Below are 23261 nucleotides of genomic sequence, written 5' to 3' on the forward strand. Positions count from 1 at the left end.
CCCGCGCCGGGTCGGGCCGGTGGCTTCTTCAGATCCCGGTCGGCCGCTTGAGCGCCAGCCGGCGGTCGACGCTGACGGCCTGCAGCGTCAAGGGCTGGCCATCGCGGCGGATGTCCAGCCGGACCTCCCGCCGGCTCTCGCCGGGCGCCCACAGCGTCTGCCACAGCGCCTCGACGCTGCCGATCTCCTGGCCGTCCAGGCGCAGGATCTCATCGCCCGCCTGCAGGCCGGCGACGTCGGCCGGGCTGTCGTCCTGCACCCGCAGCACGCGCACGCGGCCGTCCTCGGCCGTGCAGTTCAGGCCCAGCCAGGCGCGCTCGCTGGCGCGGGTCGTGCCGCGGCTGCGCAGCTCGGCCAGGATCGGCGGCAGCAGCGCTGCCGGCACGAAGACATTGCCGGGCAGCGAGGACGCTTCCACGCGCAGGGCCGTCGCGCTGCCACCGCCGTCGATGTCGCGCAGCAGCAGTGAGCCGACGCCCAGCAGCTCGCCCTCGCGGTTGAACAGACCGGCGCCGCTGTGGTCGGGCCGGGCCGGCGCGGTGTAGTAGGCCTCGGTCAGGTGGTATTCCCAGTGGCCGGTGTAGGCCCGGCGGGCCATCAGACGGGCCAGGCTGATCATGCCGTCCTCGCCGCCGCTGACGACCATCAGCGGCTCTCCCGTCTCGGGAGCCGTGGCGGCGGCCAGCGGTGCCGGGTCGATGCGCAGCGGGGCCAGGGCCTGCACCAGGCCGAGTCCGGTGGCCGCGTCCCAGCCCAGCACGCGCGCCGGCACGCGACGACCGTCGTCCGGTTGCAGCACGACCTGCTCCGCCTCGATCAGCAGGTAGCCGATGGTCAGCACCAGGCCGTCGTCGTCGATCACGATGCCCGAGCCGCTGCGGGCCTGACCCAGCTGGCCCAGTGTGCGGCCATCGTCGACCGCCAGGACCTGTACGCCCAGCACCGCGGCCTGCGCGCGCCGCAGCGCGGCCAGGGTGCGGGCCAGCACCGCGGGGTCGGCCGACGAGGGCGGCAGGGCGGTGGTCCCGCCGGCCCCGTTCATCCGGTCGGCGGCCGTGTCCCGGTCCGCTGCCCGCGGGGTGGCTCCGGTGGCCATGCGTCCTGTCGCCAGGACCGTGGCGGCCTGCAGGGCGGGGGCGATCTGGCGTGTGGCGGGTGCGGCGGCCGAGGTCATCGCGCCGCTCAGCGCCGCGATCAGGGCAGCCGTGCGCAGCAGGGCCCGTGCCGCTGGCCCCGATGGGCTCGACCGGCCGGCCGGCACGGTGTGGTCACAGGGCAGGGGCGGGCGGGACGACGGCAGGCGCGGTCTCATGGCGGATCTCCCGGTGGCGATGACCGGGAGCCAGCATGAACCGGGAGACCGACCCTGGCGATCCCAGGGTCTTGTGGAGGGCCGGACCGGGCGTCCTGCCGTGGGCGTGGGGCCGGTGTCCGCCCTGCGCCGTCGGTGCCGTCAGCGCCGGCGCGGGCCGCCGAACGGCAGCTTGCCGCGCCAGAAGCTGATCATCAGCCAGGCGCCCAGCATGCCGCCCAGGTGCGCGAAGTGGGCGACACCGCTGCCGCCGGTCAGGCCGAACAGCAGCTCCAGGCCGCCGAAGACGGCGACGAAGGTGCGCGCCTTCATCGGGATCGGCGGGAACAGCGGCATGATGACCCGGTTCGGGAACAGCATGCCGAAGCTCAGCAGCAGGCCGAACAGGCCGCCCGAGGCGCCCACCGTCGGTGCGCGCGAGCCGGTCAGCAGCGTGAAGATCAGCTGCACCACCGCGGCCGCCAGCACGCTGGCGATCAGCAGCTGGATGTAGCGGCGCGTGCCCCACAGGCGTTCGAGCTCGCTGCCGAACATCCACAGGCCCAGCATGTTGAAGAACAGGTGCAGCGTGTCACCGTGCAGGAAGCCGTAGGTGCCGAGCTGCCAGGGCCAGAACAAACCACTGGACAGCGGCCACAGCGCGAACCAGGGGTCCAGCGGGAGGAACTGCTGCAGACAGAAGATGGCGGTGCAGATCAGCAGCAGCGCCTTGGTCACCGGAGGCAGTGGGGGCATTGTCTCGGGCTGGAGAAGACCGCCGGAGCCGGGCGGTCCGGGAAGGCCGTGGTGCCCGCGGCCAGACTCGAACTGGCACGCCTTGCGGCGGCGGATTTTGAATCCGCTACGTCTACCGATTTCGTCACGCGGGCGTTGCCGACCCTGCGGAAGGGGCGGCGTAGGCTGCGGATTATGGCATGCGGTGCCAGTGGGGCCTGTGCGGCCTGCCACAATCGGCGCCGGAGGTGAAATCTTGTCGCATGCCCCTGAGTCCGCCGTCCAGACCGGCTATCCCACGATCGAGGACGTGATCGGTCGCACGCCGCTGATCCGTCTGCAGCGCCTGCCCGGCGAGCTCGGTGCGCCGCGCGGCAACGTGATCCTCGGCAAACTCGAAGGCAACAACCCGGCCGGCTCGGTCAAGGACCGCCCGGCCATCAGCATGATCCGCCGGGCCGAGGAGCGCGGCGAGATCCGCCCCGGCGACACGCTGATCGAGGCCACCAGCGGCAACACCGGCATCGCGCTGGCGATGGCCGCGGCCATCCGCGGCTACCGCATGGTGCTGATCATGCCGGAGGACCTGTCGATCGAGCGGGCGCAGACGATGCGCGCCTATGGCGCCGAGCTGATCCTGACGCCGCGCGCCGGCGGCATGGAGCATGCCCGTGACCTGGCCGAACAGATGCAGCGTGACGGCAAGGGCCGCGTGCTCGACCAGTTCGCCAATGCCGACAACCCGCGCGCCCACTTCGAGTCCACCGGCCCGGAGATCTGGGAGCAGACCGGCGGGCGCATCACCCATTTCGTCAGCGCGATGGGCACGACCGGCACCATCACCGGCGTCGGCCGCTATCTGAAGTCGGTCAAGCCGGCGGTGCGGGTGGTCGGCGCGCAGCCGGCCGAGGGCTCGCGCATTCCCGGCATCCGCAAGTGGCCCGAGGCCTATCTGCCCAAGATCCACGATCCGTCGGTGGTCGACGAGCTGGTGCTGGTCAGCCAGGCCGACGCCGAGGACATGGCCCGTCGGCTGGCGCGCGAGGAGGGCCTGTTCGTCGGCATCTCGGCCGCCGGTGCCTGCTGGGTCGCACTGCAGCTGGCGCGCCAGCTGCACGACGCGACGATCGCCTTCATCGTCTGCGACCGGGGTGAACGCTATCTGTCGACCGGCGTGTTCCCGGCCTGATCCGGCCCCCCGCCGCCGCGGGGCGGCCCGCGGCGTGGCGCGGCCCCGCTCCTAGAATCCACAGCCCTGCTGCATTTCCCCGACCTTCCGGAACCCCGATGACCGTCGCACACAAGGAACTGGACGCCCGCGGACTGAACTGTCCGCTGCCGATCCTCAAGGCCAAGAAGGCGCTGTCCGAGATGAACAGCGGCGATGTGCTCAAGGTCGTCGCCACCGATCCGGGTTCGGTGCGGGACTTCCAGGCCTTCGCGCGCCAGACCGGCAATGAACTGGTCGAGCAGCAGACGGTCGACGCCGAATTCGTGCACTTCCTGCGCCGGCGCTGAGCGTCCGGCCGTCCCGCATCGGCGGCTGTCGCCGTCGCCGTCGCCGTCACCGTCACCGTCACCGTCGCTTCAAGCACGAAGGCCGCCCGCAGGCGGCCTTGTCGTCACCGGTCAGCCGCGGCAGGCGGTGACCGGTCCGCTGCCCGGCAGGCTCAGATCTCCAGGCTGCGCAGGTACTCGCGGAAGCCCTCGCCCAGCTGCGGGTGCTGCAGTGCCAGCTCGACGTTGGCCTGCAGGAAGCCTTCCTTGCTGCCGCAGTCGTAGCGCTTGCCCTCGTAGCGGTAGGCGAAGACCTTCTCGCGGCGCAGCAGGCTGGCGATGCCGTCGGTCAGCTGGATCTCGCCGCCGACGCCGCGCGGTTGCGTGGCGATCTCGTGGAAGACCCCCGGCGTCAGGATGTAGCGGCCGGCCACGCCCCAGCGCGACGGGGCGTCCTCGGGCGCGGGTTTCTCGACGATCTTGCTGACGTCCATCAGCTGGTCGTTGACCAGCTGTCCGGCGACGATGCCGTAGCGGCGGGTATGCTCGGCCGGCACTTCCTGGACCGCGAGGATGGACGCGCGCCACTCCTCGTACTGCTCGACCATCTGCCGCAGAATCGGCTTGTCGCCGACCATCAGGTCATCGGCCAGCAGCACGGCGAAGGGCTCGTTGCCGACCAGGCGCTGTCCGCACAGCACCGCGTGGCCCAGGCCGAGCGCCTGGGCCTGGCGCACGTAGATGCACTCCATGTCCTTCGGCTTGACGCTCTGCACCACCTCGAGCAGTTCCTTCTTGCCCGCCTGCTCGAGGGCGACTTCCAGCTCGAAGGTCATGTCGAAATGGTCCTCGATCGGGCGCTTGTGGCGGCCGGTCACGAAGATCATCTCGCGCACGCCGGCGGCGTAGGCTTCCTCCACGGCATACTGGATCAGGGGCTTGTCGACGACCGGCAGCATTTCCTTGGGCTGCGCCTTGGTGGCCGGCAGGAATCGCGTACCAAGACCGGCAACAGGGAAAATGGCTTTCTTGACCAGCATGAGCGGCGAAGTACAGGTGGTTGGGACTGCAGAAGATTCTGGCACGGCGATATTTCAGCAGGGGCATCAGAACGTGGTGGTTGTCTCATGGTGCTCCTGATTGCCGAGCCGCTGGACCCGGAGGTGATGCTCTGGCTGGCCGCACGCCATCCGGTGCGTCAGGCGCCGGATCTGGCGCGCGATCCCTGGGGCCTGCGGCAGGCCCTGCGCAACGCGCGCGCGGCCATCATTCCGCCACAGGTCGCGCTCGACGCCGACATGCTGGCGGCTGCGCCGATGCTGCAGGTCGTCGGGCGCTTGTCCGGTGGCATCGACAACATCGACCTCGAGGCCTGTGCCCGGGCCGGGGTCGAGGTGGTCCGCCAGGACGACGCCAGCGCACGGGCCGAGGCCGAATTCATGATCGGCGCACTGCTGCAGATGCTGCGGCGGGTGCCGGTGGTCAATTCCGAGGGCCTGCTGGTCGGCCGTGAGCTGGCCGGCTCGACGGTGGGCTTCGTCGGCCTGTCCTCGGCCGCGCAGCCGCTGGCGCGTCTGCTGCTGGGCTTCGGCGCCCAGGTGGTCGGCTACGACCCGGCCCTGCATGCCAGTGATCCGCTGTGGCGCCACTGGCAGATCGAGCCGCTGGGCCTGCGCGAGCTGATGAGCCGCTGCGACAGCGTCTGCGTGATGCTCGCCTACTACAGCCGCTACCACGGCCTGCTCGGTGAGCGCTACCTGTCGCTGTGCAAGCCCAACCAGGTGCTGGTGTGCGTGACGCCGGTGGCGCTGTTCGACGAAGAGGCGCTGGCCGACGTGCTGGCCACCGGCCGCATGGCCACGGCCTGGTTCGACTGCATGCTGCCCGAGTGGATGACGCCGGGTCGGCCGCTGCAGCAGATCGACACCATCCAGGTCACGCCCCGCCTGGCGGGCATCACCCGGGAGTCCCGGCTGCGGGCGGCCTGGGCCGTGGCGCGGCAGATCGACGCCATCCTGGCGCCGGCACTGATCACGCCGCGGCCGCCGGCCGTGGCCGCCGGCCCTGTCGGCGGGATGCCGGGGATGGCCGCCTCGCGTGCGGCCGTCGGTCCGGCGATGCCGGACGCGGCGTCGGCCGCCGCCGGTGGTGGGCACCGGGGCCTGGCCCCGGCGGATCTCAGACCGGTTGCAGGCGCTGCAGCTGGTCCTTCAGGCGCTCGAGGGTCCGGCTGAACTCGGCCACGCGGGCGCGTTCCTGCTCGACCACCGCCGCCGGTGCGCGTGCCACGAAGCCCTCGTTGCCCAGCTTGGCCTCGGCCTTCGTGATCTCGCCCGCGATGCGGGTGATCTCCTTGCCCAGGCGCGCGGTCTCGGCGGCCACGTCGACCTCGACCTGCAGCGCCAGGCGCAGACCGCCCTGCACGGCCACCGGCGAGGTGGCGCTGGCCTGCGCGAACGCGGCCTCGTCGTCGCAGACGGTGACCGACGCCAGCTTGGCCAGTGCCTGCAGCAGCGGGGCGATCTCGCGTGCGAAGGTGGCGTCCTCAGCCTCGCCGGCGATGAACAGCGGCACCCGCTCGGCCGGGCTCAGGCCCATCTCCGAGCGCAGGCTGCGGCAGGTGGCGACCACCGCCTGCAGGCGCGCGACCCAAGCCTCCGCGGTCTCGTCGATCTTGGCCGGCTGGGCCACCGGGTAGGCGACGGAGGCCAGGGTCTCGGTGCTGGCCGGGTCCTTGCGGCCGGCCACCGGGGCGACGGTGGCCCACAGCTCGGCGGTGATGAAGGGCGCGATCGGGTGCAGCAGGCGCAGCACCGTCTCCAGCACGCGGATCAGCGTGCGGCGGGTGGCGCGCGCGGCGGCCTCGTCACCGGTCTTCTGGGCCTGGGCCAGCTGCACCTTGGCGATCTCCAGGTACCAGTCGCAGTACTCGTCCCAGACGAACTGGTAGATCGCGTGGGCCACGTTGTCCAGGCGGTAGTCCTTGAAGCCCTCGGCCACGGCCAGCTCGACGCGTTGCAGGCGGCTGGCGATCCAGCGGTCGGCCGGGCTGAAGCGCAGGTAGGCGCCGCTGGCGCAGGCCTCGGCGCCGTGCTCGGCCAGGCCGCAGTCCTGGCCCTCGGTGTTCATCAGCGCGAACTTGGTCGCGTTCCAGAGCTTGTTGCAGAAGTTGCGGTAGCCCTCGCAGCGCTTGCTGTCGAAGTTCACCGAGCGGCCGAGGGTGGCCATCGCCGCGAAGGTGAAGCGCAGCGCGTCGGCGCCGTAGGCCGGGATGCCTTCGGGGAATTCCTTCTCGGTGGCCTTGCGCACCTTGGGCGCCGTCTCGGGCTTGCGCAGGCCGGTGGTGCGCTTGTCCAGCAGCGGGCCGAGGGCGATGCCGTCGATCAGGTCGACCGGGTCCAGCACGTTGCCCTCGGACTTCGACATCTTCTTGCCCTGGGCATCGAGCACCAGACCGTGGATGTAGACGTCCTTGAACGGCACCTGACCGGTGAAGTGCTTGGTCATCATGATCATCCGGGCGACCCAGAAGAAGATGATGTCGTAGCCGGTGACCAGCACGCTGGAGGGCAGGAACAGGTCGAGTTCCTTCGTCTTCTCGGGCCAGCCCAGGGTGCTGAAGGGCACCAGCGCGCTGGAGTACCAGGTGTCGAGCACGTCCGGATCGCGGGTCAGCGTGCCGACATAACCGGCGGCCTGCGCCTTCTCGCGCGCCTCGGCCTCGCTGCGGGCGACGAACAGCTCGCCGTTCTCGCCGTACCAGGCCGGGATCTGGTGGCCCCACCAGAGCTGGCGCGAGATGCACCAGTCCTGGAGGTTCTTCATCCACTGGTTGTAGGTGTTGACCCAGTTCTCGGGCACGAAGCGCACCTCGCCCGATTCCACCGCCTCGATCGCGCCCTGGGCGATCGAGCGGCCGGTCGACGGGCTGGTCCTGGTCACGGCCACGAACCACTGGTCGGTCAGCATCGGCTCGATGATCTGGCCGGTGCGGGCGCAGCGCGGCACCATCAGCTTGTGCTTCTTGGTCTCGACCAGCAGGCCGTCGGCGTCGAGCGCGGCGACGATCTGCTTGCGGGCTGCGAAGCGGTCGAGGCCGCGCAGCGCCTCGGGGATGGCGGCCGCGTCGCCCAGCTCGCCGCCGGCGACCTTGGCCTCCAGCGTGAAGATGGTCAGCATCGGCAGGTCGTGGCGCAGGCCGACCTGGTAGTCGTTGGTGTCGTGCGCGGGCGTGACCTTGACCACGCCGGTGCCGAAGTCCTTGTCGACGTAGGCGTCGGCGATCACCGGCACTTCGCGGCCGGTGATCGGCAGCTTGACCTGCTTGCCGATGAAGGCCGCATAGCGCTCGTCCTCAGGGTGCACCATCACCGCTGTGTCGCCCAGCAGCGTCTCCGGACGGGTGGTGGCCACCACCAGCTCGCCCGAGCCGTCGGCCAGTGCGTAGCGGATGTGCCAGAGGAAGCCGTCCTCCTCCTCGCTCTCGACCTCCAGGTCGGAGACGGCGGACTTCAGGATCGGATCCCAGCTGACCAGGCGCTTGCCGCGGTAGATCAGGCCCTCGTCATAGAGCTTGCAGAAGGTGTCGGTGACGATGGTCGAGCGCTTCTCGTCCATCGTGAAGTACTCGTGGTCCCAGCTGACCGAGTCACCCATGCGGCGCATCTGCCGGGTGATGGTGCTGCCCGACTGGGCCTTCCATTCCCAGACCTTGGCGGTGAAGGCCTCGCGGCCCAGGTCGTGGCGGCTGATGCCCTGTTCCTGCAGCTGGCGCTCGACCACGATCTGGGTGGCGATGCCGGCATGGTCGGTGCCCGGCACCCACAGCGTGTTGTGGCCGGACATGCGGTGGTAGCGCGTCAACGAGTCCATGATGGTCTGGTTGAACGCGTGGCCCATGTGCAGCGTGCCGGTCACGTTGGGCGGCGGCAGCTGGACGCAGAACGAGGGCTTGGCGGCGTCCAGCGTCGGCACGTAGGTGCCGTCGCGCTCCCACGACGGGCCCCAGCGGGACTCGATGGCGGCGGGTTCGAAGGACTTCGACAGTTCGGACATGGCGGGCGGGGCGAGGGCGTCGTGACGCCGCGCGCGGCCGGTCGGCCATGCGCGGGAAGGAAAGCGCCGGATTGTAGGAGGGGGGTGCGCGCCGGACGGTGCGCCTCAGGCGCCGTCCGCGGGGGGCGGGTCGCTGTCCGGGGCCGTCGGTGTGGCGGACGTCGCGCCCGCGGCACCGGGCTCGCCGAAGCAGTCGACGTAGCTCGGCCACAGCGTGGCGTAGAAGACGGCCGAGATCACCAGCGCCAGCGGCAGCATCAGCAGGTTGGGCAGGCTGGCGCCGCCGAGCGCGTGCAGCAGCAGCACGAGCAGCGGGGTGACGAGGGCGACGAGGGCGCCCCAGGTCAGCAGGTAGATCGTGAAGGCCTGGCGCGCGCGCCAGACCGCGACCGTGCTGGAGAACAGCGCCTGCAGCGCGCCCTGGCCACCCCAGTGCACCAGCGCCGGGGCGTGCCAGAAGGGCACGGCCAGCAGCGCCGTCAGGCCCAGGCGCAGCAGCAGCGCGCCGGCCACGCCGTCGTCGTTCAGCGCGTCGGTGTCGGGCAGGGCGGCGCCCTCGTCGGCCGAGGCCGCCATCGCGGCCTGCAGCCGGCCGCCGTCCAGCGTGTCGCTCAGCAGCATCACGCCCAGCGACAGCAGCGCGTAGGCGCCGGCCAGCTGCCACTGCGCGCGGCGCTGTGCCGGCCGCGGGTGGCGCAGCCCGGCGAACAGCTGGCCGGCATGCACCGGCCCGCCCGCCTGCAGGCTGCGGGCGGCCACCATGTAGCCCAGGCTGAGCGAGGGCACGAGGGCCAGCGCCAGCGCGGTGCCGGCCAGCGGCACCAGTCCGACCAGCAGCATGGCCAGCAGCAGGAAGGCCGCCAGCAGGCCGGTCAGGCTCAGCGGTCGGCGGCGCCACAGGGCCCAGCCCTGCGCGATCCAGCGCAGGCCCCGGGCCGGGGCGACGGTCAGCAGGGGCAGTCCCATCGTCTCAGGAGTCGGTCGTTCGATGAAGGTCCAGGGGCGGCAGGCCGCCGCTCGGGCGGGTGCCGTGCATCCGGACCGCGGACGACCATTGTCCGCTCTCGTGTCCGCTGTGGTCGCCGAGCCGGCCGCCGGGCCGCTCAGGCGGCGCCGGCCGCGGCCGGCGGTTGCGGATGCCAGGGCCGTTCGCGGCGGTCGCGCAGCACGCGCTCGAAGTGCTCGGGCGGCTTGGGCGCCAGCAGCTCGGCGTCGCGCGGCAGGTGCCAGTCGGCCAGGCGCGACAGCCAGAAGCGCAGCGCGCCGGCGCGCAGCATCGCCGGCAGCAGGCGCCGTTCGGTCGGGCTGAGCGGGCGTTCGGTCTCGTAGGCCTGCACCAGGGCGTCGGCGCGGGCCTCGTCCAGGCCGTGGCTGTCGGCGGCCAGGCACCAGTCGTTGATCGCCACCGCCAGGTCGTAGATGAAGGGCTCGTCGCCGGCGAAGTAGAAGTCGTAGACGGCGGTCAGCTTCTCGTGGCCGGCCAGACCGTCGAACAGCGTGTTGTCGCGGAACAGGTCGCAGTGCACGGCGCCGCGGGGCAGGGCCGCATGGGCGGCGCTGGCGGCCAGCGAGCGCTGGAAGTCCAGTTCCTCGTCGAGCAGGGTGGCCTGGTCGGCCGACAGGAAGGGCTGCAGCGCGTCGCGGGTGCGGATCCACCAGGGCAGGCCGCGCAGATTGGGCTGGCGCAGCGGGAAGTCCTCGACCCCGCGGTGCAGGCGGGCCAGCACCTGGCCGAGCTGGGCGCAGTGGTGCAGGTCCGGCGCGTCCAGGCCGGCGCCGGGCAGGCGGCTGACCAGCGCGGCGGGCTTGCCGCACAGCGCGTGCACCCGCTGTCCGTCGGCGTCGGCGCGCGGTGCGGGCACCGGCAGGCCGCGCTGCGCCAGGTGGTCCATCAGCGCCAGGTAGTAGGGCAGCTCGTCGGCCGACAGGCGCTCGAACAGCGTCAGCACCCAGCGCGCACCGGCGGTGTCGACGAAGTAGTTGGTGTTCTCGATGCCGCTGCGGATCGGTTCGAGCCCATGGGCGGGGCCCAGGCCCAGCGCGGTGGTCAGGGCACTGGCCTGTTCGGGGGTGACGGGGGTGAAGACGGCCATGGGACGGAAGGCGGCTGGACGGACGGGTAGATCAGGGGCGCGGCACGAGGCCCTGCGGGTGACGGCGGGCGGCGCCGCCTCAGAACTGCAGCACCGGCCAGACGCGCTGGCCTTCGGCGCCGCGCCGCTGGCTGGCGTCACCGGTGCCGGGCGGCAGCACCTGGTAGGCCGGGGCGCTGGCCGCGTGCGGCGTGACGGTGACGGCGCCGGTCTGGCCGCGCACGCGGGTGGCCTCGATGCGGGCCAGATCGTCGTCGCTGCGCAGCTGTTCGACGGCCGGATCGCGGCGGCCGGCCTCGGGCTGCAGCAGGCTGCAGCCGCCGAGCAGGGCGAGGGCCAGGCTGGCGAGGGCGGCGCCGGCGCTGGCGGAGGTGGTGCCGGCGGAGGCAAAGGCCCGCGCGCCGGGCCGGGCGGGCCGGTGCTCGCCGTGGCCGGTGGGCGGGGCGGCGCGCGCGGCGGCTCGGTCGTGCGGACGGTCAGGCAGGACGGACATCACATCAGTTTAGCGGCCGGGTCGGCGCCCGGCCCGGGTGCGGGCGACACCGGCTGGCCCGGATGCGACACGCCCGGCGGGCCGGGGCGACCCGGCGACCCGGTGCGGCCGCCGGCGCCGCCGGCCGTTGCCGCCACAATCCCCGCCATGAGTGACGAGAACACCCTGCTGCTGGTCGACGGCTCCAGCTACCTGTACCGCGCCTACCACGCGATGCCCGATCTGCGCGGGCCCGACGGCTTCCCGATCGGCGCCATCCACGGCATGGTGGCGATGATGCGTCGCCTGCGCGACCAGGAGCTGGGCCGCGACGAGCCGGCCAGCCCGCAGGCCCGGCGCCACCATGCGGCCTGCGTGTTCGACGCCCCCGGCAAGACCTTCCGCGACGACTGGTACCCCGAGTACAAGGCCCAGCGCGCGCCGATGCCCGATGACCTGCGCACCCAGATCGCGCCGATCCACGAGGTGGTCAAGCTGCTGGGCTGGCCGGTGCTGCAGGTGCCCGGCATCGAGGCCGATGACGCCATCGGCACGCTGGCGCGCGTGGGCGCGGCCGCCGGCCACGCGGTGGTGATCTCGACCGGCGACAAGGACCTGGCCCAGCTGGTCACCGAGCGCATCACGCTCATCAACACGATGACCGACGAGCGCCTGGACATCCCCGGCGTGCTGGCCAAGTTCGGCGTGCCGCCCGAGCGCATCGTCGATTACCTGACCTTGATCGGCGACACCGTCGACAACGTGCCCGGCGTGGCCAAGGTCGGCCCGAAGACGGCCGTCAAGTGGCTGGGCGAGCACGGCAGCCTGGACGGCGTGATGGCCGCCGCCGGCCAGATCAAGGGCGTGACCGGCGAGAACCTGCGCGCGGCCCTCGACTGGCTGCCGCAGGGCCGACGCCTGATCACCGTGCGCTGCGACTGCGATCTGGCCGAGCACGTCGCCGGCTGGCCGGTGATCGACGCGCTGGCGCTGCAGCCGGTCGACGAGGCCGGCCTGCTCGATTTCTACGGCCGCTACGGCTTCCGCAGCTGGCGCAAGGAGCTGGAGACGCGGCTGGGCGTCGGTGCCCAGGTGGCGGTGCCGTCGACGGCGCCGGGCGGCCAGAGCGATCTGTTCGGCGGTCCGGTGGTGGCGGCCGCGGCCGCGCCGATCGCCCCGGCCGGCAGCGCAGGCGCGGCCCCGGCCCTGGCCGCCGTGGGCGAGGCCGCCGTCGCCCATGGCCCGGCCAGTGCGCAAGCCACCGCCCAGCCGCTGGCCCGCCGCTACGAGACGGTGTTCACCCGCGAGGCGCTGGTCGCCTGGATCGACCGCCTGCGGGCCGCGCCGCTGGCCGCCCTCGACACCGAGACCGATTCGCTGGACCCGATGCGCGCGCGCATCGTGGGCATCAGTTTCGCCGTCATGCCGGGTGAGGCGGCCTACGTGCCGCTGGGCCACGACTATCCCGGCGCGCCAGAACAGCTGCCGCTCGACGAGGTGCTGGCCGCGCTGCGGCCCTGGCTGGAGGACGCGGCCGCGCCCAAGGTCGGCCAGAACGTCAAGTACGACACCCACGTCCTCGAGAACCACGGCATCCGCGTGCGGGGCTGGGCGCATGACACGCTGCTGGAAAGTTATGTGCTGGAAGCCCACCTCGGCCACGCGCTGGACAAGCTGGCCGAGCGCCACCTCGGCCGCAGCGGCCTGACCTACGAGCAGCTGTGCGGCAAGGGCGCCAGCCAGATCCCCTTCGCCCAGGTCGACATCGAGCGCGCGACCACCTACAGCGGCGAGGACAGCGAGATGACGCTGCACGTGCACCAGGTGATGGCGCCGCAGATCGCCGCCGAGCCCGGCCTGCAGCGCGTCTATGCCGACATCGAGCTGCCGGTCAGCGCCATCCTGCAGCGCATCGAGCGCAAGGGCGTGCTGATCGATCCGGCCGTGCTGCTGCGCCAGAGCAACCAGCTGGCCCAGCGCATGATGGACCTGGAGCGCGAGGCCTACGACATCGCCGGCCAGCCCTTCAACATGGGCTCGCCCAAGCAGATCGGCGAGGTGCTGTTCGGCAAGCTCGGCCTGCCGGTGAAGAAGAAGACCGCCACCGGCGCGCCCAGCACCGACGAGGAGGTGCTGCAGGAGCTGGCGGCCGACTACCCGCTGCCCGCGCGCATCCTCGAGCACCGCAGCCTGGCCAAGCTGAAGGGCACCTACACCGACAAGCTGCCGGGCATGATCAACCCGTCCACCGGCCGCGTGCACACCAACTATGCGCAGGCCGTGGCCGTCACCGGCCGGCTCTCCAGCAACGATCCCAATCTGCAGAACATCCCGATCCGCACGCCCGAGGGCCGGCGCGTGCGCGAGGCCTTCATCGCGCCGCCGGGCAATGTGCTGGTGTCGGCCGACTACAGCCAGATCGAGCTGCGCATCATGGCCCACATCAGCGGCGATCCGGGCCTGACCCGCGCCTTCGCCGAGGGCCTGGACGTGCACCGGGCGACCGCCGCCGAGGTCTTCAACGTCGCGCTCGATGCGGTGACGCCTGATCAGCGCCGTTATGCCAAGACCATCAACTTCGGGCTGATCTACGGCATGGGCGCCTTCGGCCTGGCGCAGTCGCTGGGCATCGAGCAGAAGACGGCCAAGGCCTTCATCGACCGCTATTTCGACCGTTTCGCCGGCGTCAAGCGCTACATGGACGAGACGCGGGCGCGGGCGGTCGAGACCGGCCATGTCGAGACGCTGTTCGGCCGCCGCATCACGCTGCCGGAGATCCGTGGCGGCAACGGTCCGCGCCGCGCCGGCGCCGAGCGCCAGGCGATCAACGCGCCGATGCAGGGCACGGCGGCCGACCTGATCAAGCTGGCCATGATCGCGGTGCAGGACACGCTCGACCGCGAGGGCCGCCGCAGCGCGATGGTCATGCAGGTGCATGACGAACTGGTGCTGGAGGTGCCCGCGGACGAGCTGGACTGGGTGCGCGAGGCGCTGCCGCGGCTGATGGCCTGCGTCGCGCAGCTGTCGGTGCCGCTGCTGGCCGAGGTCGGCGTCGGGCCGGACTGGGACCAGGCGCACTGACGTGGTGAGGATGGCGGCGGTCCGGCCCGCCGCCCGGCCTCGGCCCCGTCAGCCCAGCTGCAGCCGCCCCGCGCCGCCGGCCGCCGGCCGCACCTCGCCGATGACGGCGGCCTGCGCGAAGCCCTCGTCGCGGAAGATGCGCAGCACGGCCGGGGCCGTCTCGGGCGAGCAGGCCACCAGCAGGCCGCCGCTGGTCTGCGGGTCGGTCAGCAGGGCCTGGTCGGGCGCGGCCCAGGCTGCGGGCAGCGCCACCTCGGCGCCGTAGCCGGCCCAGTTGCGGCCCGAGGCGCCGGTGACGTGGCCGGCCTCGGCCAGCGCGCGCACGCCCGGCAGCAGCGGCACGTCGGCCCAGCGCAGCCGGATGTCGCAGCCGGCGCCGCGGGCCATCTCCAGCGCATGGCCGGCCAGGCCGAAGCCGGTGACGTCGGTGATCGCGTGCACGCCGTCGAGCGCGGCCAGCGCCGGGCCCGGCGTGTTCAGCCGCGTGGTGCTGTCGATCATCGCGGCGTAGCCGGCGGCGTCCAGCCGGCCCTTCTTCAGCGCCGCGCTCAGCACGCCCACGCCCAGCGGCTTGCCCAGCACCAGCACGTCGCCCGGTCGTGCATCGGCATTGCGCCGCACCCGCGACGGATGGACCAGACCGAGCGCGACCAGGCCGTAGATGGCCTCGACCGAATCGATGGTGTGGCCGCCGGCCACCGGGATGCCGGCCGCCCGGCAGACCGCTGCACCGCCTTCGAGGATGCGGCCGATGGTGGCCGTCGACAGCACGTTGATCGGCATGCCGACCAGGGCCAGCGCCAGGATGGGCCGGCCGCCCATCGCGTAGACGTCGCTCAGCGCGTTGGTGGCGGCGATGCGGCCGAAGTCGTAGGGGTCGTCGACCACCGGCATGAAGAAATCGGTGGTGGCCACCAGCGCCTGCTCGTCGTTCAGGCGGTAGACGGCGGCGTCGTCGGCGGTCTCGATGCCCACCATCAGCTCGGGCGGCAGCGGCATCGCCGCCTGGCCCTGGCGCAGGATCTCCGACAGCACGCCCGGGGCGATCTTGCAGCCGCAGCCGCCGCCGTGCGAGAGCGAGGTCAGCCGCGGCTCGGCCGGCGGGGTCGACGGGGCGGGGGCGTTCGGGAAGGGGGTCGCGGTATCGGTCATGGTCGGGCGCAAGCATAGCCGGCGCGCCCGGGCGTGGGCCGGCCCCGCGCCGGCCGACGCAGCGGTGCCACCGGCCGGCGCAGCCGTGTCACCACCCGGCGCAGCCGTGCCGCCACCCGGTGCCCGCGGCGCGGCCCGTGTCACGCGGGCCTTGCCGCACTCAGGGTAGAGTGCCGGCCTTGTCACCGGGGCAGCGGCGGTCCGGCCCGTTCCCGGCACCGTCCCACCGCTTCGTCCCGCCCGCCATGAAACGCTCGTCCGCTCCGTCGTCCACCGTCTCCCGTCGTGCCCTGCTGGGTGTGGCCGGCGCCAGCGCGCTGCTGGCCACCGGCCTGGCGCAGGCCCAGTCCGGCGGCGTGCTGCGCGTGACCGCCATCCCCGACGAGTCGCCGACCGAGCTGGCCCGCAAGGCGGCGCCGCTGATGAAGTACCTCGAGGGCAAGCTCGGTCTGAAGGTCGAGTACACGCCGGTGACCGACTACGCCGCCTCGGTCGAGGCGCTGGTCAACAGGAAGGTCGATCTGGCCTGGTTCGGCGGCTTCACCTTCGTGCAGGCCCATGTGCGCTCGGGCGGCAAGGTGATCCCGCTGGTGCAGCGCGAGGAGGACGAGAAGTTCCGCTCGGTCTTCATCACCACCGATGCGGCGATCAGGACGCTGGCCGACCTCAAGGGCAAGGACGTGAGCTTCGGCTCGCAGAGCTCGACCTCGGGCCACCTGATGCCGCGCAGCTTCCTGCTGCAGGCCGGCCTCAACCCCGAGAGCGATTTCCGCCGCGTCGCCTACAGCGGCGCGCACGACGCGACGATCGCCGCCGTGGCCGCGGGCAAGGTGCAGGCCGGTGCGCTGAACATCTCGGTCTGGGACAAGTTCGTGGCCGAGAAGAAGGTCGACCTGTCCAAGGTGCGCGTCTTCTACACGACCCCGCCGTACTACGACTACAACTGGACGGTGCATGCCGACATGCCGGCCGCGCTGCGCGAGAAGCTGTCCCAGGCCTTCCTGACGCTGGGCAAGGACACGGCCGAGGGCCAGGAGATCCTGGCGCTGCAGCGGGCGACGCGCTTCGTGCCGACCCAGGCCGCCAACTACAAGGGCATCGAGGCCGCGGCCAAGAGCGCCGGCCTGCTCTGAGCCTCTGAGCATGTCGTCGGCTCCGGGCCTGGCGCTCGAACTGCAGACGCTGTCGGCGCGCCATCCGGCCGCCCGCCGCGGCGCGGCGCCCGCCCTGCGCGGGCTCGGCCTGCGGGTGGCCGCCGGCGAGCAGCTGGCCGTCATCGGCCCTTCCGGTGCGGGCAAGACCACGCTGCTGCAGGCCGCCGCCGCCGCGCTGCCACCGTCCGCCGGCGCGCTGCGCATCGACGGGCTCGATCCCTGGGCGCTGCCGCGCCGCGGTCTGCAGCGCCTGCGCGGACGCCTGGTGCTGGCGCCGCAGGTGCCGCCACTGCCCCCGCGCCAGCGCGTGGTCACCGCGGTGCTGGCCGGGCGGCTGCCGGCGCTCGGCCTGTGGGCCAGCCTGGCCTCGCTGGTCTGGCCGCACGACATCCCCGCCGCCTGGCAGGCGCTGGAGCGCTTCGACCTCGGCGACAAGCTGTTCGAGCGGGTCGACCGCCTGTCCGGCGGCGAGCGCCAGCGCGTGGGCCTGGCCCGGGTGCTGCTGGCGCCGGCCGGGCTGTGGCTGGTCGACGAGCCGCTGTCGGCGCTCGATCCGTCGCGCGCGGTGCAGGCGCTGCACACGCTGTGCGGCGCCGCGCGCGAGCAGGGCGCCACGCTGGTGGCCAGCCTGCACCAGGTCGATCTGGCGCTGGCCCACTTTCCCCGCATCGTCGGCCTGCGCGATGGCGCGCTGGTGTTCGACCTGCCAGCCGCCGAGGTCACGCCCGAGCGGTTGCAGCGCCTGTATGCCCGTCATGAGCACGAGCTGCAGGCCACACCGCCGGTCGACGACGTGCCGCCCGACGGGCCGCGGCCCGTCGTCATGCACTGCCGATGAGCGCGGCCGGATCCTCCCGCGGGGGGGGCGCCAGGGTCGCGGGGCCGGCGTCCGTTGACGTGGGCGCGGGCGCGGGCGTGCCGGCGGCCATCGCCTGGCGCCGGCCGCCGGACCGCGATCCCGCCTGGCGCGCCCGTCTGGGCGTGGCGCTGGCCGCACTCGTCGTGCTGTGGCCGCTGGCGGTGGCCACCGAGTTCCGGCCCTGGACGCTGTTCGACGAGCGTGCGCTGGCGGTCAGCGGCCAGTTCCTGGCCAGCTTCTGGCCGCCGGCCCATGCGTCGGACTTCCTCGGGCTGGTCGCGCGCGAGGCCTGGCGCACGGTGGCCATGGCCACCGCCGGCATGACCCTCGGCTTCGTCGCCGCCGTGCCGCTGACGCTGCTGTCGACCCGCGCCCTGTCGCTGTCCGCCCTGGCGGGCCGCATGGCGCCGGAGGCGGTCGTGGCGCGCGCCGCGCTGCGGGCGCTGCTGGTGGTGCTGCGCAGCGTGCCGGAGCTGGTCTGGGCGCTGGTCTTCGTGCGCGTGGTCGGCCTCGGGCCGGCCGCCGGGGTCTTCGCCATCGCGCTGACCTATGCCGGCATGCTGGGCAAGGTCTACGCCGAGATCCTGGAAAGCGGCGATGCCCAGGTCACCCAGGCGTTGCTGCGCAACGGCTGCGGCCGGCTGCAGGCCTTCGTCTACGGGCTGCTGCCGCAGAACGCGGCCGAGCTGGCCAGCTACACCGTCTACCGCTGGGAGTGCGCGATCCGCAGCTCGGTGGTGCTGGGCTTCGTCGGTGCCGGCGGCCTGGGCCAGCAGATGGACGCCTCGATGAAGATGCTGGCCGGCGGCGAGGTGCTGACGATGCTGGCGGTCTTCGTCGCCCTGGTGGCGCTGGCCGACCGGGTCAGCGCCGGACTGCGCAGGGCGCTCGGATGAGCGCGGTCCAGCGACCGCGCACCGCGGCCAATCCGCCCTGGCGCCTGCCACCGCCGCTGTTCGATCTGCGCCGGCGCGGCAGCTGGTTCGCGCTGGCCGTCGTCGCGCTGGTGGTGGCCAGCTTCGCCTCGCTGGACCTGCGCTGGGCCGAGTTCGCCTCGCCCGACGCGCTGGCCAGCATGGGCCGCTTCCTGCGCGAGTTCGTGCCGCCGGACACCGATCCGGTGTTCCTCGGCCGCGTCGTGCGGGCCACCGTCGAGACGCTGGCCATGTCGGCGCTCGGCACGCTGCTGGCCGCGGTGGCCGCGCTGGCGCTGGCCCTGCCGGCCGCGCGCCTGCCGGGCGAGCTGCGGAGGCCGTCGGCCGTCCGGGATGCCGACCGGGCCGAGCGGGCCGACCGGTCTGACGGGGGCGGCCTTGCCGCCCGCCTGCGGCCGCGCATCGACGCCGCGGCCGTGCTGCGCACCGCCACGCGCTGGCTGCTCAACGCGATGCGCTCGGTGCCCGAGCTGGTCTGGGCCGCGCTGCTGCTGGTCAGCGCCGGCCTCGGGCCCTTCGCCGGCACGCTGGCGCTGGCCGCCCACACCACCGGCGTGCTGGGCCGGCTGTTCGCCGAGGCGATCGAGAACGTGCCGCCGGGCCCGGCCCAGGCGCTGCGCGCCCAGGGCGTGGACCGGCTGCGCACCTTCGCCTGGGCCACCGGTCCGCAGGTGCTGCCGCAGCTGGCGAGCTACACCCTCTACCGCTGGGAGAACAACATCCGCGCCGCCACCGTGCTGGGCGTGGTCGGTGCCGGCGGCCTGGGCCAGCTGCTGGCCTTCCACATGGGCCTGTTCCACATGGGCAAGACCGCCACGCTGATCGGGGCGATGGTGGTGCTGGTGCTGCTGGTCGATGCCGCCAGCGTGGCGCTGCGGCGCTGGTTGACGCGCTGAGGGACGGCCGAAGCCGGCCGGACGGCCGCCGCGGTCGCCGGAACTCGCGCCCGGGCCGCCGTTATGCTCGCGCCCCATGTCCCTGCATCCGATTCCTGCGCCGGCCGCACTCGCCGCCTATGCCGGCTACGGCGCCATCATCGACGCCCGCTCGCCGGCCGAATTCGCCGAGGACCATCTGCCCGGCGCCGTCAACTGGCCGGTGCTGGACAACGAGCAGCGCATCATCGTCGGCACCACCTACGTCCAGGTCTCGGCGCTGGAGGCGCGCAAGATCGGCGCGGCCATGGTCGCGCGCAACATCGCCGATCACCTCGACCGCGAGATGTCCGGCCTGCCCAAGGACTGGCGGCCGCTGGTCTACTGCTGGCGCGGCGGCCAGCGCTCGGGCTCGCTGGCCTGGTTCCTGTCGCAGATCGGCTTCCGCACCGCGCAGCTGCAGGGCGGCTACAAGGCCTTCCGCGCCGTCGTGCGCGAGCAGCTGGCGCCGCTGTCGCAGGCGCTGTCCTTCACCGTGCTGTGCGGGCGCACCGGCAGCGGCAAGACGCGGCTGCTGCAGGCGCTGGCGCGCCAGGGCGAGCAGGTGCTGGATCTGGAGGCGCTGGCCTGTCACCGCGGCTCGGTGCTGGGCGCCGTCCAGGATCAGCCCCAGCCCACGCAGAAGGGCTTCGAGACGCGGCTGTGGCAGGCGCTGCGTGGCTTCGATCCGGCGCGCCCGGTCTGGGTCGAGAACGAGAGCGCGAAGATCGGCGTGCTGCGCGTGCCCGAGCCCCTGCTCGCGCACATGCAGGCGCGCGGCCGCTGCGTGCAGGTGCGGCTGTCCGACCCCGAGCGGGTGCGCCTGCTGCTGGAGGACTATGCCCAGTGGTTCACCCAGCCCGAGGCCTTCTGCAGCGTGCTCGACGGCCTGATCGAGCTGCGTGGCCGCGAGACGGTCGGCCGTTGGCAGGCGCTGGCCCGTGCCGGCCGCTGGGCCGAGTGCTTCGCGCTGCTGATGGCCGAGCACTACGACCCGCTCTACGACCGCTCGACCCGCCGCCATTTCGGCGCGCTGGCCGATGCGCCGGAGATCGCGGTGGCCTCCAGCGCGCAGTCGGATTTCGATGCCGCGGCGGTGGCGTGGATGCGGGCCGCCCCGCCGTCGTCCGGTCCGTGACCGCGGTGATCCATGGGGGTGTCATCAAACGGACACCGCGCTTTCATAGACTGAAGGCATGAAATGGCAAGAATCCGTGTCCGCCGCCTCCCCTGAGGAAGAGGCGGCAGAGGCATCGCTGACAGGGAAAGTGGGTGGCCTGCGGCTGCTCGATCGGGAACAGGCGATCCTCGCCTTCAACCGCCGCGTGCTGGCCCAGGCCGTACGCGCCGACGTGCCGTTGCTGGAGCGGCTGCGCTACATCACCATCGTCTCGTCCAACATGGACGAGTTCTTCGAGGTCCGCTTCGCCGATGCCCTGGAGGCCATGCGCGACGCGCAGGAGGCGGGCGCCGGCGATCCGCAGCGCGACGCGCTGCGCGGCGTGGTGCACGAGGCCCATGCGCTGATCGACGACGTCTATCGCGAGTTCAACGAGGCCGTGATGCCGGCCCTCAAGCGCCAGGGCATCGTCATCCTGAACCACGCCGAGCGTGATGCCGGCCAGCGCGCCTGGGTGGCCGACTTCTTCCACCGCCAGGTGCAGCCGCTGCTGGTGCCCGTGGGGCTGGATCCGGCCCATCCGTTTCCGCTGGTGGCCAACAAGTCGCTGAACTTCATCGTCCGCCTGGGCGGTCGCGACGCCTTCGGCCGCAGCAAGGCCGGTGGCGGCCACATCGCCATCGTCAAGGTGCCCCGTGCGCTGCCGCGGCTGATCAAGCTGCCGGACGCCCTGGTGCCGGCCGGCACGCAGGCCTTCGTCCTGCTGTCCAGCGTGATCCGCGCCCATCTGGAGGAGCTGTTCGGCGGCCGCCCGGTCGAGGCCTTCTCGCAGTTCCGCGTCACCCGCGACTCCGATCTCGAGGTCGACGAGGGCGATGTCTCCAACCTGCGCCAGGCGCTGCGCCGCGGCCTGACCACGCGCCACTACGGCGACGCGATCCGGCTCGAGGTGGTGGCCACCTGTCCCGAGGCGCTGTGGCGCTTCCTGCTCGAACAGTTCCGCCTGCCCGAGGCCGCGCTCTACCGCGTCAACGGCCCGGTCAACCTGGTGCGCATGGTCCAGATGATCGACCAGGTCGAGGCGCCCGCGCTGCGCTTCGCGCCGCAGGATCCGGCCTGGCCCGAGCGGCGGCTGCCGCGCGGCCGCTCGATCCTGCGCCACCTGCGCGAGCACGGCGACGTGCTGCTGCACCACCCGTTCGAGAGCTTCGATCCGGTGGTCGCCTTCCTGCGCGAGGCGGTCGAGGATCCGGATGTGCTGGCCATCAAGCAGACCATCTACCGCACCGGCGAGAAGTCCGAGCTGATGGACCTGCTGATCGAGGCCGCGCGCCGTGGCAAGGAGGTCACCGCCGTGGTCGAGCTCAAGGCCCGCTTCGACGAGGAGGCCAACATCAACTGGGCCGAGCGGCTGGAGGCGGTCGGCGTGCAGGTGGTCTACGGCATCGTCGGCTTCAAGACCCATGCCAAGCTGATGCTGGTCACCCGACGCGAGACCAGCCGGCGCGGCGCCGTTCAACTGCGTCGTTATGCGCATCTGTCGACCGGCAACTACAACCCGAAGACCGCGCGGCTGTACACCGACATCGGCATGCTGACCGCCGACGAGGCCCTGACGGCCGATGCCGACGCCGTCTTCCATCAGCTGACCTGCCTGACCCGCGTGCGCACGCCGCGCCTGCTGCTGACCGCGCCTTTCGTGCTGCACCGGCGCCTGATCGGTCTGATGGAGCAGGTGGCCGAGGCCGCGCGCGACGGCCGGCCGGCCCGCATCGTCGTCAAGGTCAACGCGCTGACCGATCCGGCGATGATCCACGCGCTGGTGCGCGCGGCCCGTGCCGGGGCCGAGGTCGACCTGATCGTGCGCGGCGCCTGCCTGCTGCCGCCGGGCCTGGTCGGCCTGACCGAGCGCGTCCGCGTGCGTTCGATCGTCGGGCGCTACCTCGAGCACACCCGGGTGCTGTATTTCCGCTGGGGCGAGCACGATGACGACGAGGCGCTCTACCTGAGCTCGGCCGACTGGATGGGGCGCAACATGTTCCGCCGCATCGAGCTGGCCTGGCCGGTGCGTGATGCGCGGCTGCGCCAGCGGGTGATCGACGAATGCCTGGTGCCCTATCTGCACGATGCACGCGACGCCTGGTGCCAGCAGTCCGACGGACGCTATCTGCCGGTGGCCGCCGATGGTCCGGGGGCCCAGCAGGCGTTGGCGGCGCGCTACATGACGCGGCCCCTGCGCTGACCCCCGGCAGGCGCCGCAAAGCGCCTGTCATGCGCCGGATCGACACTGCAGCGCCCGCGCTCCGCGGGCGTGATCTGGGCGGCGCTCGACGCGCTGCGGACCGACGAGATGGACCTGATCCTGTGGCGCCATGCCGATGCCCGTGACGCCGAAGACGGCGAGGACGACCTGCTGCGCCCGCTGACGCCGCGCGGCGAGAAACAGGCGCGGCGCATGGCCGAATGGCTGGACCGCCTGCTGCCGTCCGGTACCCGCGTGCTGGTCAGCCCGGCGCGCCGGGCGCAGCAGACCGCCGACGCGCTGCAGCGGCGCATGCGCACGCTCGACGCGCTGGCGCCGCAGGCCGGGCTGTCGCAGCTGCTGACGGCCGCGCGCTGGCCGGAGAGCCCCGAGCCGGTGCTGGTCGTCGGCCATCAGCCGACGCTGGGCCAGGCCGCGGCCTGGCTGATGACCGGCGAGCTGCCGGCCCATCCCTGGTCGATCCGCAAGGGCTCGATCTGGTGGCTGCGCCGCCGTGAACGCGAGCACGGCGCCGAGGTCGTGCTGGTGGCGGTGCGCACGCCCGACCTGATGTGACGGCTCGATCGCCGGTGCTGCCGGGACCGGCGGCACCGGCCTGAGCGGCAGGCCGGCCGGCCCGCCCGCTCGCTGGTCGCCCCCG

19 protein-coding genes and 1 tRNA gene are annotated in these 23261 nt (G+C 72.7%); 11 read left to right on the forward strand and 9 right to left on the reverse strand.

Translation table 11 applies throughout. The features are described 5' to 3' along the window. Positions 1 to 28: 28 nt before the first annotated feature. The 3 genes from AACH11_RS04955 to AACH11_RS04965 form a co-directional block, all read right to left on the reverse strand. Positions 29 to 1312, reverse strand: coding sequence for a S1C family serine protease (locus AACH11_RS04955; RefSeq protein WP_341373094.1), 1284 nt, complete (start codon positions 1310 to 1312; stop codon positions 29 to 31). Positions 1313 to 1453: 141 nt separating this feature from the next. Further along, positions 1454 to 2047 (reverse strand): rhomboid family intramembrane serine protease, encoded by a 594-nt coding sequence (locus AACH11_RS04960; protein WP_341373095.1) that lies wholly within the window; start codon positions 2045 to 2047, stop codon positions 1454 to 1456. Between the two features lie 49 nt (positions 2048 to 2096). Then, positions 2097 to 2181, reverse strand: a tRNA-Leu gene (locus AACH11_RS04965). 101 nt (positions 2182 to 2282) lie between these two features. Between AACH11_RS04965 and cysM the strand changes: the two genes are divergently transcribed. Further along, positions 2283 to 3215 (forward strand): cysteine synthase CysM, encoded by a 933-nt coding sequence (cysM, locus tag AACH11_RS04970; protein ID WP_341373096.1) that lies wholly within the window; start codon positions 2283 to 2285, stop codon positions 3213 to 3215. Between the two features lie 98 nt (positions 3216 to 3313). After that, positions 3314 to 3544, forward strand: a complete 231-nt coding sequence (locus tag AACH11_RS04975; protein ID WP_341373097.1) for a sulfurtransferase TusA family protein — start codon at positions 3314 to 3316, stop codon at positions 3542 to 3544. 152 nt (positions 3545 to 3696) lie between these two features. Here the strand turns inward: AACH11_RS04975 and galU are convergent, their stop codons facing one another. After that, on the reverse strand, positions 3697 to 4563 hold the full coding sequence (gene galU, locus AACH11_RS04980) for a UTP--glucose-1-phosphate uridylyltransferase GalU (RefSeq protein ID WP_341373098.1): 867 nt from the start codon (positions 4561 to 4563) through the stop codon (positions 3697 to 3699). A gap of 87 nt (positions 4564 to 4650) precedes the next feature. On the opposite strand from galU, the gene AACH11_RS04985 reads away from it, so the two are divergent. Further along, positions 4651 to 5757, forward strand: coding sequence for an NAD(P)-dependent oxidoreductase (locus AACH11_RS04985; protein ID WP_341373099.1), 1107 nt, complete (start codon positions 4651 to 4653; stop codon positions 5755 to 5757). Here AACH11_RS04985 and AACH11_RS04990 read toward each other — a convergent pair. From AACH11_RS04990 to AACH11_RS05005, 4 genes are all read right to left on the reverse strand, one after another. Next, a complete protein-coding gene (locus AACH11_RS04990; RefSeq protein ID WP_341373100.1) occupies positions 5702 to 8578 on the reverse strand; it encodes a valine--tRNA ligase in 2877 nt (958 codons plus the stop codon). The genes AACH11_RS04985 and AACH11_RS04990 overlap by 56 nt on opposite strands. A 105-nt stretch (positions 8579 to 8683) precedes the next feature. After that, complete coding sequence (locus AACH11_RS04995) at positions 8684 to 9544, reverse strand: BPSS1780 family membrane protein (protein ID WP_341373101.1); 861 nt, start codon at positions 9542 to 9544, stop codon at positions 8684 to 8686. A gap of 137 nt (positions 9545 to 9681) precedes the next feature. Beyond that, a complete protein-coding gene (locus AACH11_RS05000; protein ID WP_341373102.1) occupies positions 9682 to 10671 on the reverse strand; it encodes a homoserine kinase in 990 nt (329 codons plus the stop codon). 79 nt (positions 10672 to 10750) lie between these two features. After that, positions 10751 to 11164: a hypothetical protein gene (locus AACH11_RS05005; RefSeq protein ID WP_341373103.1), complete on the reverse strand. Its 414-nt coding sequence runs from the start codon at positions 11162 to 11164 to the stop codon at positions 10751 to 10753. Between the two features lie 147 nt (positions 11165 to 11311). Here AACH11_RS05005 and polA point away from each other — a divergent pair, with 147 nt between their 5' ends. After that, positions 11312 to 14224, forward strand: a complete 2913-nt coding sequence (gene polA / locus AACH11_RS05010; protein ID WP_341373104.1) for a DNA polymerase I — start codon at positions 11312 to 11314, stop codon at positions 14222 to 14224. Between the two features lie 48 nt (positions 14225 to 14272). On the opposite strand, the gene selD is transcribed toward polA, so the two are convergent. Further along, the gene (selD, locus tag AACH11_RS05015) at positions 14273 to 15376 is read right to left on the reverse strand and encodes a selenide, water dikinase SelD (protein WP_341373105.1); all 1104 of its coding nucleotides are present in this window, start codon (positions 15374 to 15376) and stop codon (positions 14273 to 14275) included. Positions 15377 to 15621: 245 nt separating this feature from the next. Here selD and AACH11_RS05020 point away from each other — a divergent pair, with 245 nt between their 5' ends. From AACH11_RS05020 to AACH11_RS05050, 7 genes are all read left to right on the forward strand, one after another. Then, the gene (locus AACH11_RS05020; protein ID WP_341373106.1) at positions 15622 to 16509 is read left to right on the forward strand and encodes a putative selenate ABC transporter substrate-binding protein; all 888 of its coding nucleotides are present in this window, start codon (positions 15622 to 15624) and stop codon (positions 16507 to 16509) included. A 28-nt stretch (positions 16510 to 16537) separates the two neighbouring features. Continuing rightward, entirely contained in the window at positions 16538 to 17368 is an 831-nt protein-coding gene (locus AACH11_RS05025; RefSeq protein WP_423228697.1) for a phosphonate ABC transporter ATP-binding protein, read from the forward strand. Between the two features lie 59 nt (positions 17369 to 17427). Further along, complete coding sequence (locus AACH11_RS05030; protein WP_341373108.1) at positions 17428 to 18285, forward strand: PhnE/PtxC family ABC transporter permease; 858 nt, start codon at positions 17428 to 17430, stop codon at positions 18283 to 18285. Next, on the forward strand, positions 18282 to 19220 hold the full coding sequence (locus AACH11_RS05035; RefSeq protein ID WP_341373109.1) for a PhnE/PtxC family ABC transporter permease: 939 nt from the start codon (positions 18282 to 18284) through the stop codon (positions 19218 to 19220). The genes AACH11_RS05030 and AACH11_RS05035 overlap by 4 nt, the downstream gene beginning before the upstream one ends. Positions 19221 to 19296: 76 nt before the next feature. Then, positions 19297 to 20376 carry a tRNA 2-selenouridine(34) synthase MnmH gene (mnmH, locus tag AACH11_RS05040; protein WP_341373110.1) on the forward strand — a complete coding sequence of 360 codons (1080 nt, stop codon included), beginning with the start codon at positions 19297 to 19299 and terminating at the stop codon, positions 20374 to 20376. 58 nt (positions 20377 to 20434) lie between these two features. Further along, positions 20435 to 22600 (forward strand): polyphosphate kinase 1, encoded by a 2166-nt coding sequence (ppk1, locus tag AACH11_RS05045; protein WP_341373111.1) that lies wholly within the window; start codon positions 20435 to 20437, stop codon positions 22598 to 22600. Between the two features lie 108 nt (positions 22601 to 22708). Further along, a complete protein-coding gene (locus AACH11_RS05050) occupies positions 22709 to 23176 on the forward strand; it encodes a SixA phosphatase family protein (RefSeq protein ID WP_341373112.1) in 468 nt (155 codons plus the stop codon). Positions 23177 to 23261 lie beyond the last annotated feature (85 nt).

Source organism: Pseudaquabacterium rugosum, from assembly GCF_038066575.1.
Taxonomy (GTDB): Bacteria; Pseudomonadota; Gammaproteobacteria; order Burkholderiales; family Burkholderiaceae_C; genus Pseudaquabacterium; species Pseudaquabacterium rugosum.